At 61.7% G+C, this 13965-nt stretch carries 11 protein-coding genes; 3 read left to right on the forward strand and 8 right to left on the reverse strand.

The genetic code is table 11. The annotated features are described in order from the left end of the window. Positions 1 to 197 precede the first annotated feature (197 nt). Positions 198 to 3251 carry an insulinase family protein gene (locus AB5Z14_RS09965; protein ID WP_368131278.1) on the forward strand — a complete coding sequence of 1018 codons (3054 nt, stop codon included), beginning with the start codon at positions 198 to 200 and terminating at the stop codon, positions 3249 to 3251. A 331-nt stretch (positions 3252 to 3582) separates the two neighbouring features. Here AB5Z14_RS09965 and AB5Z14_RS09970 read toward each other — a convergent pair whose 3' ends face one another. Then, a complete protein-coding gene (locus tag AB5Z14_RS09970; RefSeq protein WP_368131279.1) occupies positions 3583 to 3912 on the reverse strand; it encodes a type II toxin-antitoxin system HicB family antitoxin in 330 nt (109 codons plus the stop codon). Further along, complete coding sequence (locus tag AB5Z14_RS09975) at positions 3905 to 4180, reverse strand: type II toxin-antitoxin system HicA family toxin (protein WP_368131280.1); 276 nt, start codon at positions 4178 to 4180, stop codon at positions 3905 to 3907. The genes AB5Z14_RS09970 and AB5Z14_RS09975 overlap by 8 nt, the downstream gene beginning before the upstream one ends. Before the next feature lie 207 nt (positions 4181 to 4387). Here AB5Z14_RS09975 and AB5Z14_RS09980 point away from each other — a divergent pair, with 207 nt between their 5' ends. Beyond that, positions 4388 to 4984 carry a 5-formyltetrahydrofolate cyclo-ligase gene (locus tag AB5Z14_RS09980; RefSeq protein WP_368131281.1) on the forward strand — a complete coding sequence of 199 codons (597 nt, stop codon included), beginning with the start codon at positions 4388 to 4390 and terminating at the stop codon, positions 4982 to 4984. 23 nt (positions 4985 to 5007) lie between these two features. On the opposite strand, the gene metA is transcribed toward AB5Z14_RS09980, so the two are convergent. Next, positions 5008 to 5934: a homoserine O-acetyltransferase MetA gene (metA, locus tag AB5Z14_RS09985; protein ID WP_368131282.1), complete on the reverse strand. Its 927-nt coding sequence runs from the start codon at positions 5932 to 5934 to the stop codon at positions 5008 to 5010. 211 nt (positions 5935 to 6145) lie between these two features. Here metA and AB5Z14_RS09990 point away from each other — a divergent pair, with 211 nt between their 5' ends. Continuing rightward, the gene (locus AB5Z14_RS09990; RefSeq protein ID WP_368131283.1) at positions 6146 to 7123 is read left to right on the forward strand and encodes an L-lactate dehydrogenase; all 978 of its coding nucleotides are present in this window, start codon (positions 6146 to 6148) and stop codon (positions 7121 to 7123) included. Between the two features lie 378 nt (positions 7124 to 7501). On the opposite strand, the gene AB5Z14_RS09995 is transcribed toward AB5Z14_RS09990, so the two are convergent. From AB5Z14_RS09995 to AB5Z14_RS10015, 5 genes are all read right to left on the reverse strand, one after another. Further along, positions 7502 to 8470, reverse strand: a complete 969-nt coding sequence (locus tag AB5Z14_RS09995) for an SIS domain-containing protein (RefSeq protein WP_368131284.1) — start codon at positions 8468 to 8470, stop codon at positions 7502 to 7504. Positions 8471 to 8614: 144 nt separating this feature from the next. Beyond that, positions 8615 to 9370 carry a GntR family transcriptional regulator gene (locus AB5Z14_RS10000; RefSeq protein WP_368131285.1) on the reverse strand — a complete coding sequence of 252 codons (756 nt, stop codon included), beginning with the start codon at positions 9368 to 9370 and terminating at the stop codon, positions 8615 to 8617. 2 nt (positions 9371 to 9372) lie between these two features. Next, positions 9373 to 11352, reverse strand: a complete 1980-nt coding sequence (locus AB5Z14_RS10005) for a RecQ family ATP-dependent DNA helicase (RefSeq protein ID WP_368131286.1) — start codon at positions 11350 to 11352, stop codon at positions 9373 to 9375. A gap of 395 nt (positions 11353 to 11747) precedes the next feature. Next, a complete protein-coding gene (locus AB5Z14_RS10010; protein WP_368131287.1) occupies positions 11748 to 12467 on the reverse strand; it encodes a GntR family transcriptional regulator in 720 nt (239 codons plus the stop codon). A gap of 219 nt (positions 12468 to 12686) precedes the next feature. After that, positions 12687 to 13694: a YitT family protein gene (locus tag AB5Z14_RS10015; RefSeq protein WP_368131288.1), complete on the reverse strand. Its 1008-nt coding sequence runs from the start codon at positions 13692 to 13694 to the stop codon at positions 12687 to 12689. Between the last annotated feature and the right edge of the window lie 271 nt (positions 13695 to 13965).

Consider the following 13965-nt stretch of genomic DNA (forward strand, 5'->3'; position numbering starts at 1 on the left):
GGTGTCCCCTCCCTTTCAAGAAAGGGAAGAGGCGGGGCATGCCCCGCCTCTTACACCACATCTCTGCGCGCTACCAGGATGCATCGACTTCCCGCCAGCATTACCTCCAGTTCGTCGCAGGCCGGACGCTCCATATGGGTATACTCTCGGGGATTCGACTCGATTCGCCCCCGCTGGGGCGTCAAAGGAGACTGCATATGCCCACTTCTTCAACCGATCCGCGCGCCGCCGCTGCCGCACTGCTGGTTCCCGGTACCACCTGCCACGGCTTTGCCGTCGAGCGCTGCGAGTCCGTGCCCGAGCTCGACTCGGACGCCTACGTGCTGCGCCACACCGCCTCAGGCGCGCGCCTGCTGTACCTGGCATGCGACGACGAGAACAAGGCCTTCGCCATTGGCTTTAAGACGCCGCCGGCCGATTCCACCGGCGTGTTCCATATTCTTGAGCACTCGGTGCTGTGTGGGTCGGCCAAGTTTCCCGTCAAGGAGCCGTTCGTCGACCTGATCAAGAGCTCCATGCAGACGTTCCTCAACGCCATGACCTACCCCGATAAGACCATCTACCCCGTCGCCACCACCAATGAGCAGGATCTGTACAACCTGATGGATGTGTACCTGGACGCGGTGTTCAACCCGGCCATCTACACCAAGCCCACCATTTTTGAGCAGGAGGGTTGGCACTACGAGCTGGACCTGCCGGAGGGCGAGGCTGGCGAGGGCGAGGCCGGCGAGGCCCGCCCCGAGGACTTGCGCGCGGGCACGCTGCGCTACAACGGCGTGGTGTTCAACGAGATGAAGGGTGCGCTATCCGATCCCATGAGCGTGCTGGACGACGCCGTCAACGCCGCGCTCTATCCCGATACCGCCTATGCGCACGAGAGCGGCGGCGACCCGCGCGCGATTCCCGCGCTCACCTACGAGCAGTTCCTGGACACGCACGCGCGCCACTACAATCCTTCCAACTCTTATATAACGCTCTACGGCGACCTGAATGTGGACCGCGCGCTGGCGTTTTTGGACGAGCGCTATCTGTCGCAGTCGAGCGCCGCGAGCCGCCGCATGGACGCCGCCGCTGCCGCCGGCGAGGATCCGTCCGCGCTGGCGCCCAATCCGCTGGACGTGCAGGCGCCCGTGACCTGCGAGTATAAGCGCGTCGAGATGGCCACCACGCCCGAGAATGCCATGGTGGGCATGGGCCTGGTGCTGGGTAACGCGCTCGACCGCAAGCGCACGATCGCGGCGGATATCCTGTTCGAGGCACTGCTGGGGTCCAACGAGGCACCGGTTAAGAAGGCTATCCTGTCCGCAGGCCTGGGCGGCAACGTGGTGAGCTACACCGCGGCCGAGAGTCTGCAGCCCTACGAGCTCATCATGCTGCAGAACGCGCAGCCCGGCGTGGCGCGCGAGCTGCGCCGCGTGTTCCAGGACGCCTGTCGCGACCTGTGCGAGCACGGCATTCCGCGCGAGCGCCTGGAGGCCATCATCAGCAGCAACGAGTACGACCTGCGCCAGCGCGACTATGGCATCGCCGACGGCGTGGCCATTGCGTGCGACGCGCTGAGCACGTGGCTCTACGATGACGGCGCCGCGACGCTGGCGCTCAAGTACGGCCCGGTGTACGAGGAGCTGCGCGGCGAGCTGGACGGCAGCTACTTTGAGGATCTGTTGCGCGAGCTGGTGCTGGAGAACGATCACATGGCGCTGGTCGAGCTGGTGCCGGCGGACGCCGCCGAGGGCGCGGAGAGCGCCGAGGCTGCGGAGCTTGCCGCCAAGCGCGACGCCATGACCGACGCCGAGCTGGCCGATGTGGTCGAGCGCACGGCCGCGCTGCGTGCCGCGCAGGAGGCCGAGGACACGCCCGAGGCCAAGGCAACGCTGCCGCGCCTGCGCGTGTCCGACATTGGCGAGGCACGCCCCGAGCCGCCGCTCGTCGTGGACACGACCGCGCCCATCCCCTGCCTGCGCCACGGCATCCCCACCAACCGCCTGGCCTACGCCATGCAGTATTTCGACCTGAGCTGCGTCTCGTTTGAGGACCTGCCCTACGTGACGCTGCTCTGCCGCCTGCTTAAGCAGCTGCCCACGCGCGAGCACTCGGCCGAGGAACTCGACAACCTGCTCGCCGGCAAGCTGGGCTTTTTGAGCTTTACGACCGAAGTCATGACGCAGCCCGACGTGGACGGCGTGCGCCCCTACCTGCTGGTGAGCGCCGGCGCCCTGTCCGAGAAGATCGATGCGCTGGCGAGCCTGCCGCGCGAGGTGTGGTCGAGCACGCTTTTGGCAGACGCCGATGCCGACCGCGTGCGCGACGTGCTCACGCAGATTCGCATTGGGCTTGAGCAGGGATTTATCAACAACGGTCACTCCGCGGCGCTGGGCCGCGCGATGAGCTACAGCTCGCCTTCGGCCGTGGTACGCGAGCAGCTCTCGGGCGTGGACTTCTACCTGTTCCTGCGCGATTTGCTCGAGCACTTTGACGAGCGCCTGGACGGGCTGCGTACCAAGCTTGCCGAGCTGGCAGAGCGTATCTTTGTGGCCGACGGCTGCATGGCGAGCTTTACCGGCAGCGATGAGGACTTTGAGGCATACTGGGCCGCCGCGGGCGACCTGGGGCTGGGCGCGGGCGACGGCGCTGGCGCTGGCCGCGCCACGCTCGTGGTGCCGGAGCCGCGCGACCGTCACGAGGCTTTTGTCATCCCCAGCGACATCTGCTTTGCGGCGCGCGCCTGTGATCCTCGTCGCCTGAACATTGACGTGACGGGCGCTTGGGCGGTGGCCGCCAACGCGCTCTCCTACGACTACCTGTGGAACGAGATTCGCGTAAAGGGCGGCGCGTATGGTTGCGGATTCCGCGCTGCCGGCGAGCGCCAGACGGCGTTCTACACCTACCGAGACCCGGCGGTCGATCCTTCGATTGAGCGCATGGAGCGCGCGGGTGCGTGGCTCGGCAGCTTTGAGCCCGACGAGGCCGCCTTCGAGGGCTTTATCGTGAGCTGCGTGAGCGGCATGGACGCGCCCGTGAAGCCATACGCGCTCACCAAGCGCCGCAACACGACCTACCTTGCCGGACTCGATCCGCACGCCCGCGAGGAGCGCCGCGCCCAGATGCTCGCCGCCACGCCCGCTGAACTGCGCTCGCTCGGCGCCGACGTGACACGCATCGCAGCCGAATCGCCCACCTGCGTCTTCGGCGACCGCGAAGTCATCGCCAAGAGCAACGCCGGCTTCAACGTAATCGACCTGTTGGCCTAACGCGCAAAGGTAGATTTTTGGGACATGCCTAAAAATCTACCTTTTCTTTTTGCCGCGGACGGGACAGGCGGTCCGACTTCGGCCTGCCCCGTCCCACCAGTTTGTCTAAATGTGTAACACCTAGACGAAGATATCGGCTCCAGATGTTACAGATCGAAACAATTCCGAATGGCGCCAGCCCTTTGTCTCAATCTGTAACAGCTAGGTTCAATTTTGCCGAGCTACTGTTACAGATCGAGACGAACCACCAAGGACGCCCACTCCCCCAGCAAAAACCACCACAAAGGTGCACTGTCCCCATTGTGATGGTTTTGATGGCTATTGGGCCGTACTACAACGCTGCGGCGATTGCTTCGGCCACAAATCTGTTAAGCGATTCACCCTTCTTTGCCGCTGCCAGCGCTGCTTGCTTATGAAGCTCGGAACCCGTTCTCACATTGAACGAACCCTTAAAAGCTCGTTCAGGCTCCTTGCCCTTCTCGGCGCAAAACTTGAGGTAATCATCGACGGCGTCGTGAAAGCACTGTTCCACTTCTGTAACCGTAGAGCCTTCAAACACAATTGCATCTCTAATGCCGGCAACCATTCCGGTTAATATGTGCTGCTCGGCATCGAACTCGACCGGGGCAAAATAGCCCTTGTAAGCCAAAACGTTACTCATGGCAACCTCCGACATCCCGTAGAAATCGAACAATGTTTCGGATGGTCCCCGCCGTCAATTCGTCAGATGGATGAGGCGCGTGCATCACAAACATCCTGCCGTCCGATGGCCTGTAAAAGCGAATGCGCGATCCGGATGTCTTGCCTTTGTTGTCCATCTCAAAGCCATACGAGGCCATTACTTTAAGAAAGTCAGCGTATCTATACGTCGGAGGACAGCCAAGCAGTTGAGCGATAAGTTTATCGGTCCGAGTCATCCCGCCCCACATCCTGCAACTATATTCTAGTTGCGAATTATATCCAATGCAAGCATGCCCACTATAGAACAAATGTACGTATAGAACAAGCGTTCGTATCACCACAAAGGAGACAGGCACCTTTGTGGTGGTTTTGGTTTGAATTCATCGCGTTTGCCCAGATAGAACCTGCCAAAATAAACCTGTCCCTTTTTGGCAGGTTTGCTAGAGGAGGCTGGGATGGATAAGACTGAGTTGCGGCGGGCGGTGATTGCCCGGCGCAATGCTATTGATTTGGATGTTCGGGCGGCAAAGTCTGCTGTTGTATGCGCGCGGCTTGTTGAGTTGTTGGGGCGCTTGGATGCCGCGGCGCTGCACACCGTTGCCGTCTATGCCGCGATGGGTTCCGAGGTCGACCCAGCCGCGTTTGCCGCTGCGGCCGCCAAACGCGGCTGGCGCGTAGCCTATCCGTGCATGCTCTCGGCAACAGACGCCATGGCTTGTGGCCAGCGCATGTGCATGCGGGCAGTCTCTGCCGGCGATGCGTCCGAGGCCCCGTTTATCGCTCATCCCACGCGGGCCTTCGCGGCTACGGACATCGACAGCAGCCGCTTTCCTATCGTGTCTGCCGAAGCACTCGACATGATCGTCGTGCCGCTCGTAGCTTTCGACCGCACCGGCGCGCGCCTGGGCTACGGCGGAGGCTGCTACGACCGCTACCTGCCCATGCTCTCGCCCGCATGCCAAATCGTCGGCATCGCCTTTGACGAACAGCGCGTCGACCACGTTCCCACCGATGCGCACGACCTGCCACTGCCCAACATCGTCAGCGCCTAAATGCCAGCGTACCTCCCGGCAGCCTAGTGCTCCTCGCCGGCGCGGGCTAGGTCGTAGGGTGTGGTCTGGTAGACGTAGTAGTTGAGCCAGTTGGTGTAGAGCAACTGAGCCTGGCTGCGCCAGACGTTGCGCGGCTCGGCGGTGGGGTCGTCACCTGGGAAGTAATGCGCCGGCACCTGGGGATTAAGCCCGCGTTTCACGTCGCGCTCGTACTCCAGGCGCAGCGTGTCGGTATCGTACTCGGGATGCCCAAAGACAAAGAAGCGACGGCTGTCGGTCGACTTGACGATGTACAGGCCCACCTCGTCAGACACGGCCACGACCTCAAGCTGCGGCTCGGCCTCCACGTCCTCGCGGCGCACATCGGTGTTGCGCGAATGCACGGCATAGAAGAGGTCATCGAAGCCGCGGACCAGCGGGCTCTGCGGCTTTACCAGATGATGCTCGAACACGCCGCTCGCCTTGGCCGGCAGGTCGTACTTCTGAATACCGTAGTGGTGATACAGGCCCGCCTGCGCGCCCCAGCAAATGTGCAGCGTGGAGTGCACATGCGTGGTGGACCAGTCCATGATCTGGCAGAGTTCGAGCCAGTAGTCGACCTCCTCGAACGGCATCTGCTCCACCGGCGCGCCCGTGATGATCAGACCGTCGTAGTGGATGTCGCGGATGTCGTCGAATGTGCGGTAGAACGTCTCCAGATGGCCGGCGCTCACGTGCGTGGCCTCGTGCGTCTTGGTACGCAGCAGGTCCACCTCCACCTGTAGCGGCGTGTTGGAGAGCTTGCGCATGATCTGCGTCTCGGTGGCGATCTTGGTGGGCATGAGGTTGAGGATGAGCACGCGCAACGGGCGGATGTCTTGGTGCAGCGCGCGGTACTCGGTCATGACAAAGATGTTCTCACTCTCGAGCTGCGCGGCGGCAGGGAGGGCGTCAGGGATGCGAATGGGCATGGATGCTCCTTACGAGTCAGTTGCAGCTATGGTACAACGAGCGGCCCTATCCGCGCGAGCACATCGCCCAGCGATGCCGCCAGCGGCCCAAATCACTCCAAAAGTAGAGATTAAGGCATGTCCCAAAAATCTACGGCGCTTTAGTCTAGCAAAGTGACGGCAGGACGCTACAATGGTTCGACGCAAAAAACTCGGCCGGAAGGATACTCGTATGTACCAGACGCGTAAGATCGGTGTGGTCGGCCAGGGCCACGTAGGAGCACATGTCGCCAACAGCCTGCTTATGCAGGGCATTGCCGACGAGCTGTACCTGTGCGATATCAACGAGGCCAAGGTGACGTCCGAGGTCCAGGACCTGCGCGACTCCCTTTCGTTTGTCCCGTACAACACCAAGATCGTCAACTGCTACGACCACTACGAGGAGCTGGCCTGTTGCGACATCATCGTCAACGCTGCCGGTAAGGTCGCGCTGGCCGCCGGCAACCGCGACGGCGAGCTGTTCTTTACCACCGACGCCGCCCGCACCTTTGCCAAGCGCATCGTCGACGCCGGCTTCGACGGCATCTTCGTGAGCATCTCCAACCCCTGCGACGTCGTGTGCACCGAGCTGTGGCACCTGACCGGCTACGATCCCAAGAAGATCATCGGCTCGGGCTGCGGTCTGGATTCCGCACGCCTGCGCACCGAGATCTCCAAGAAGGTCGGCGTGAGCCCCAAGTCCATCGACGCCTACATGATCGGCGAGCACGGCTTTAGCCAGCTGGCCGCCTTTAAGGCCGCGACCATCGCCGGCAAGAGCCTGACTGAGCTTCAGGCCGAGAACCCCGACAAGTACGCCTTCGACCACATGGAGGTCGAGGAGCTCGCGCGCAAGGGCGGCTATGTGACCTACCAGGGCAAGCAGTGCACCGAGTACGCCGTCGCCAACTCCGCCGCGCGCGTCTGCGCCGCCGTGCTGCACAACGAGCACGCCGTGCTTTCCGCCTCCACGCTCATGACCGGCCAGTATGGCGAGGAGGGCATCTTCACCTCCCTGCCGTGCGTGATCGGTGCCGAGGGCGTCGAGGAGGTCTACACACTCGACCTGTCCGAGCACGAGCTCGAGGGCTTCCACAAGAGTTGCCAGCACATCCGCGACAACATCGCCCAGCTCGACTGGTGGGATGCCGAAGCCTACGACGCAAAGTAGGGCACCGACTGCCGCAACCTTGTGAATCTAAGCGCGATCCCAAGCGGGCCGCGCCGGAAACCCCCGGCGCGGCCCGCTTTTTTGACTCATGCGGCACGCTTGCAAATTTAGGTCTAATACTTTTCCGCGAAGTGAACGACCTATTTTGGACCCCCGAAGCATCCACACTTTTTGGCGCCAAAACAGCAAGAAAAACTCGATGAAACCGCAGGAAACGGTGCCTGAAAAGCGTCGATGCTTCGAAGGTCCGTTTTTACTCGTTCACTTCGCGGAAAAGTATTAGACCTCGTTTTCCAACCGAACAAATTCGGCCGCCACAACGCAAAACGGGGCCCGCGCTCAGCGCAGACCCCGCCAAAAAAAGATAATTCCCGTTACTTAGTACTGCTCGACGCCCATGTAGCGGCGGAACTCGGGGCTGTGGTCGAAGACCTTGCCGCGGGCGGCGCGCAGCTCGCAGCTCATCGCATAGAAGAAGATCGGCTCTAGGAACGAACGCACGCTGGCAGGTACCTCGCCCACGCCGTACTCGAGCGCGTCGAGCACCATGATCGTGTCGGTGTGCGTGTTGAGGAACGCAAGCGCGCGCTCCTCCATGGGGCGGCACTCGCCCGCGCCGAGCTGCACAAAGTAGAACACGCCGGGCTCGGTGGCCTCGAAGGGGCCGTGGAAGTACTCGCCGGAGTGGATGTAGCAGCAGTGCTGCCACTGCATCTCCATAAGCGAGCAGATGGCCATGGCGTAGGTCTGGCTAAAGTTGGGGCCGGAACCCAGGATGTAGAAGAACTTGTGCTGCTGGCAGAGCTCGGCAAAGCGGGCGCCCAGCTCGGCGTTGACCTTCTCGCGGGCGGCAGGCAGCAGCGCGTCCATCTGCTTAAGACCCTCGTACATGTCAGCGAGCGCCTCGTAGCCCTCCTGCTGGTCGAGCAGCTCGGCGGCGATCAGAGCGCCGATACCCTGCGGGACCTCGGACTGCGGCACGCCCTCGCCCCACGGATAGACCCAGGTGGTCCACTTGCCGCTATCGATCTTGGAGCCCTCGCAGTCGGTCATGGCAACGACCTCGGCACCGGCAGCCAGCGCCATCTCGCAGCCGTCGACGACCTCCTGCGTGTTGCCGCTGTGGCTGCAGGCGATGACGAGCGACTTCTCGCCGAGGCTCTTGGGGGCCATCAGGCAGAACTCGCGCGCAGTATAGACCGTGGAGGTAAACGTGGTGGCCTCGCGCTTGAGCAGCTCGTTGGCCGGCATCAGGTCGATCATCGAACCGCCGCAGGCAATCCAAAAGACGTTCTCGATCTTGCCCTTGCGCTCGATGATTTCCTGAACCAGATCATGTGCGTTCATCCTGATGTTCCTCCTTGTGGGGCAGCTTTGAGCGACGGCAGCTCGTACCTGCTGTCGTTCTATGTTGTCCTATTTATAACACGTGTAACAACGCCCGTGAAGTCATCCCGGCAAATTTGTTCTATGTTGTTCTATCTGTGGACGTTAGATGTCGAAGACGTAGCGCGAGCCCACGATCTTTTGGCGTCCGAGCAGCAAGGGGCGCTCGTCCTCATCGGTAAAGTACGCCTCCATATAGAAGAGCGGCTCGCCGACCGGCACCTCCAGCAGTGGGGCCGCCTGAGCATCAGCAAGCGCAATCTCCACGGTGCAGGGGTCGGACTTGAGCGGCGCGCGACCCGAATGCTCGGCAACGAGCGCAAAGATTGAGTTATCGGTGAGGTCCTCATCGGCCAGCGTCTGCAGGTAGGGATGGTCGCCGAGCACAAAGGCGTTGTTCTCAAGCATGACAGGGATGCCGTCGGCTGTGCGCACGCGTTCGACCACGATAAGCTCGCAGCCGGGCTCCACGCCAAAGAACGCCGCATCCTCGTGCGTCGCCGCGACCACCGTGCGCGACACCAGACGCGCACCCGGCACCATGTCGTTGGCAGCACAACCCTCAGTAAAGCTCTGGACGTCACCCTTCTGGCGAATCTTGCGTTTGAGCTTGGGAGCGCACACAAAGGTACCCCTCCCCTGCTGGCGGTTGAGATACCCCGCGCGTGACAGCTCCTCGATGGCGCGGCGCACGGTGACGCGCCCCACGCCGTAGGACTTCGCGAGCTCCATCTCGGAAGGAATACGCGAGCCGGCCACGTACACGCCGCGCGCGATCTCGCCCTTTAAATCGTCCATGACCTGCTGGTACAGCGGCACGGCGGATACGTCAGTACGGTCGGTCTTGCTATCGAAAGCCATCGTTACGCTCCATCCCGCGCATGCTCGGACTCAAACTCTTCAATCGCCGCCATAAACTGCTCGCCAAAGGCGTCGGCTTTTTTCTCGCCAATGCCGTTGACCTGGATCAGCTCGTCGCGCGTCTGTGGACGCAGGCGGCACAGGCCGCGCAGGGCCTTGTCGGAAAAGACCATATACGGCGCCATCTCCAGCTCCGTCGAGATCTCCTTGCGGAGGGCGCGCAGACGCTCGAACAGCTCGGCGTCGTCGCCCACGCGCGGGCGCTGATCCAGCTCGGCCTCCTCACGCAGCAGATCGACGGCGCGGCGGGCGCGGGCCGAGGCCTTGCGCTTGGACGCGCGACGCTTAACGGTAAAGGCAAACGCCTCGTCCTCGACCTCGCCGGCACGCGGGCCCAGCCCCACGACCGGGTACTGCCCCTGCGAGGTGGCCAGATAGCCGCGGCCGCACAGCTGGCCGATGATGTCCTTGATGCGCCCGACCGATTCGCTCGACAGCTCACCGTAGCCGCGGTCCTCGTCCAGATGCATCTGGCGAATGCGCTCGGTGTTGCCGCCGTGGAGCACATCGGCGATCAGCGACTTGCCAAAGCGCATGGGTCGCGTAGCCACATAGCGCACGGCGGCGCGGGCCATATCGGTGACGTCCTCGACCTCGAACTGCGTGAGGCAATTGCTGCAGTTGCCGCAGCCCTCGGCGTCGTCTGCGGTGCCGCCCGCAGCAGCCACAACCGCATGCTCGGCCGCGGCTTCGTCGCCAAAGTAGCGCAGCATGTATTCGCGCAGGCAGCCGGTGGTATTGCAGTAGCCCTCCATCTGGCTGAGCAGGCGATAACGGTTCTGGAGCGCCCACGCGCGCTGCTCGTCATCGAGCGCCTCGTCGGCAGCATCGCCGCGATCGATCAGAAAGCGGCGCATGCGAAAATCGTTACCGTTCCACAGCAAGTAACAGCTGGCCGGGTCGCCATCGCGGCCAGCGCGGCCCGCCTCTTGGTAGTATGCCTCGATGCTCTCGGGCACGTTGTTGTGAATCACGTAGCGCACGTTGGGCTTGTCGATGCCCATGCCAAAGGCGTTGGTAGCAACCATCACCTGGATGTCGTCGTCGATAAAGGCACGCTGGCTCTGGCGGCGGGCGTCGTTGCCCATGCCGGCATGATAGCGGCCTACGCGAATGCCGCTGGGGCCCAGCGCCTCGGCAAGCTCGCCTGCCAGCGCATCGACCGTCTTGCGGGTCGAGCAATACACGATGCCGCTCTCGCTCGAATGCGCGATCACGTAGTCGCGCACCCACGCGGTCTTGGCCTTATCGCCCATCTCCTCGCAACCAAAGTAGAGGTTCTTGCGATCGAAGCCCGTCACTACCGTCGCGGGATTTTGCAGGCCGAGCATCTGCTGAATGTCCGCGCGCACGCGCTCGGTCGCCGTGGCGGTAAACGCCGCCACGATCGGGCGCCGCGGCAACGAATCAATAAACTCGCGAATCTGCAAGTAAGCGGGACGGAAATCCTGGCCCCACTGGCTCACGCAGTGAGCCTCGTCAATGGCCACGAGCGGCACGCCAATGCCACCGTCCGCCGCGGCTTCCTGCGCAAAGGCTAAAAAGCGCGGCTCGAGCAGACGCTCGGGTGCCACATACATAAGCTGATAGCGGCCCTCGCGCGCCCGCTTGAGCACGGTATTTTGCTGAGCCGGCGTAAGGCTGGAGTTGAGATAGCTGGGCCGCGCACCCGCCGCGAGCAACGCACGGGTCTGGTCCTCCATAAGCGACAGCAACGGGCTCACCACAAAGGTGATGCCGGGCAGCATAAGCGCAGGCACCTGGTAGCAAATGGACTTGCCGGCGCCTGTGGGCATAACGCCGAGCGCATCGCGGCCGGCAAGAATCGCATCCACCATGCGGTCCTGCCCCGGGCGAAACGAGGTGTAGCCAAAATAGGCGCCGAGCGTGTCGAGCGCCATCTGCTGCATGCTATCGGTCATGGTTTCCTAACGTCTAAGTCATCTGCCGCCGATTATACGCCGCCACGCGGACCGCTGCCGCACGGCCGCCGCCCAGACTAGTCGTTGGGGACGTTCTTAAACGACTAGTCAAACAAGAACGTCCCCAACGACTAGTCATTTAAGAACGTCCCCAATGACTAATCTCTTGACAAACGCGGAAACGCCGTTGGTTGAGCATAAGCCAGCGAAAACGCCCCTAAGCGAGCAAGGTGACGTGAAAGAGGAGGGAAGCGTACTTCGGTACGCGACCGACGATTGAACGTCAGATTGCCGCTTAGGGGCGTTTGCAGCGTCGACTGGTCCGTCGTTCGTTAGAACGGCGGAACCAAAGGCGCAGCGTCGAGCCGTTACGCGGTTTGGTAAAACCGCGTAACTTACATCACCATAACGTAGCGCGATCCCACGTAGTACTGCTTACCCATCAGGACCGGCTCGCCATTGGGGCCGATAAAGCCGGCACGCAGGTTGAGCAGTGGATCGTGCGGAGCAATGCCCAACTCGGCCGCCTGCTCGGTATTGGCACGAACGGCCTCGACCGTGCGGTAACCAACCGAGACAATCGGCGTTCCGCCAACACGCTCGACCTCGGCAAAAATCGACTTGTCCTCAAGATCGGCCGTCAACAGCTCACGGTAGGCGTCAAACGGCACAAAGATGTTCTCCTCAAAAATGGGCTCGCCGTCGGCCGTACGCACGCGCTTGATGTGCAGCAGCAGCGCGTCCTTCTGCAGGCCAAAGAACTCCATCTCGTTTTGACGTGCCGGCACAATCTGGCGATCGACCACATGCGCGCCCGCCTTCATGTCATTATCGGCACACAGCGCGGTAAACGTCTGCAGCGTCGAAGCGTGGAACTGGCGGTTGATGTGCGGCGTGGAGACAAAGGTGCCACGGCCCTGCTGCTTAACCAAGTAGCCATCGGAGCACAGCTCCTCGACGGCGCGGCGCACCGTAATGCGGCTCACGTCGTACTGCTCGGCTAGCTCAAGCTCGGACGGAATACGCTCCTTGGGTGCATAAACACCTTTCTCGATCGCATCCTTGATTTCGTCGTAAATCTGCTGGTAAAGCGGTGCATTTTTGGGCGCAGGCATATCTAATCACTCTTATCGAAATATTGAAATAACTAATACGTATATAACGTCTAGTTTCATGTTACCTCATATTGATAAAACGATACACCCTCCCTACCAAAAAGCGACAGCTTCATTTTGGCAGGTTTTATCTGGGCAAACGAAAGTCCCTCGAAAGCAACGGGGCTTTCGTGGGGCTCATACGGAAGGGTTGCGCCGGGCCAGCAAAATGCCAAAACCCTACTTGCCGTCGTCCTGCTGCAGGCTGTCCTGCTCGCTGAGGCGCGCCTGCCTGCTGGCCATGCGTGCGGGCTTGTCGGGATCGGGAACGGCCGTGGGCATGGGCTCGTCGACATGACCGCCCCACCAGCCGCCCACAAAGTTGAGCGTGTGGAACACATTGATCACAGCGCCGGGATCAATGTCGCACACCAGCTTGATAATGTCCTGACTCTCGTAGGTCGAGACAACGGCGTGCAGTAAGTACATCTTCTCGCGGCTGTATCCGCCAATGACCTCGGCGCAGCTAATGCCATGCTGAAAATGGTCAACATAGGCGGTCATGACCTCGTCTGCCTTGCGCGTCGTGATCTGCAGCGTCACGCGGTCGTAGCGACGATAGAAGCTGTCGATGGTCTTGGTCGAAATAAACTGGAACACGATGGAGTACGCCGCCTTGTCCCAGCCAAACATAAAACCAAAGATCGCCAGGATAAAGCAGTTGAAACCAAAGATGACGCCCCAGATGGTCTTGCCCGTGTGGTTGGAGACCCATAACGCGATAAAGTCGGTGCCGCCGGTGGATGCGCCGGACTTAAGCGCGATGGCAGCGCCCAGACCCGAGACCACGCCGCCAAAAATGATAAGCATGATCTTGTCGCCCAAAAACGGAGCGAAGTGAAAGACGTTGAGAAACAGCGATGAGAGCACGACCTGCATCATCGAGAAGATGACGAAGCGCTTGCTAATGCCGCTCCAACATAGGAGCGCCACGGGGATGTTGAGCGCGAGCATACCGAGCGAGATGTCAATATGAACGCCGCCGAGCGAGGTAACGCGATCGAGCAGGACCGCGACGCCGGTAAGACCGCTCGGAAGCAGGTCGGCGGGTTGAATGAACGCCTGGATCAGGAATGTCTGGAGAACGGCGGAAATTGTGACCGCCACGGCGGTAATAGCGCGGCGGACGATGGTGAGACGGCCGAGCATGAGCACGCGGTCCGTGAGCTGATCGATGGCGTTCGCCACGTAGGCTCCTTTCGAAGGCAGATGTGGTTGTGGGGCATGCCCGCGATTGTAGCATGGAGCGTACGGGGGCGCTTCAATTCACCCTCCCTCGACAACCAAAGCGGGACCAGCAACCCCCACGACCAAAGGCCCAAATTACAAGTGAGTAGACTTTTTACGATCTGCCGAGCACACCCAAAACCGCCACCCCTGTGACCTGCACTGATAATTGTTCTCGGGGGAAGCGGGCACTGCGGGGCGCGGCAACGGCGCGCGATTTCCGCGTCGCAGC

It is taken from the genome of Collinsella aerofaciens, from assembly GCF_040910265.1.
Lineage (GTDB): Bacteria > Actinomycetota > Coriobacteriia > Coriobacteriales > Coriobacteriaceae > Collinsella > Collinsella aerofaciens_BK.

Excerpts from the sequence above, each read along its gene's own strand:
- metA (WP_368131282.1), bottom strand. The coding sequence starts at position 5,934 with ATGCCCATTCGCATCCCTGACGCCCTCCCTGCCGCCGCGCAGCTCGAG.
- AB5Z14_RS09980 (WP_368131281.1), top strand. The coding sequence starts at position 4,388 with ATGGATAAGACTGAGTTGCGGCGGGCGGTGATTGCCCGGCGCAATGCT.
- AB5Z14_RS09995 (WP_368131284.1), bottom strand. The coding sequence starts at position 8,470 with ATGAACGCACATGATCTGGTTCAGGAAATCATCGAGCGCAAGGGCAAG.
- AB5Z14_RS10005 (WP_368131286.1), bottom strand. The coding sequence starts at position 11,352 with ATGACCGATAGCATGCAGCAGATGGCGCTCGACACGCTCGGCGCCTAT.
- AB5Z14_RS09965 (WP_368131278.1), top strand. The coding sequence starts at position 198 with ATGCCCACTTCTTCAACCGATCCGCGCGCCGCCGCTGCCGCACTGCTG.
- AB5Z14_RS09990 (WP_368131283.1), top strand. The coding sequence starts at position 6,146 with ATGTACCAGACGCGTAAGATCGGTGTGGTCGGCCAGGGCCACGTAGGA.
- AB5Z14_RS09975 (WP_368131280.1), bottom strand. The coding sequence starts at position 4,180 with ATGTGGGGCGGGATGACTCGGACCGATAAACTTATCGCTCAACTGCTT.
- AB5Z14_RS09970 (WP_368131279.1), bottom strand. The coding sequence starts at position 3,912 with ATGAGTAACGTTTTGGCTTACAAGGGCTATTTTGCCCCGGTCGAGTTC.
- AB5Z14_RS10000 (WP_368131285.1), bottom strand. The coding sequence starts at position 9,370 with ATGGCTTTCGATAGCAAGACCGACCGTACTGACGTATCCGCCGTGCCG.
- AB5Z14_RS10010 (WP_368131287.1), bottom strand. The coding sequence starts at position 12,467 with ATGCCTGCGCCCAAAAATGCACCGCTTTACCAGCAGATTTACGACGAA.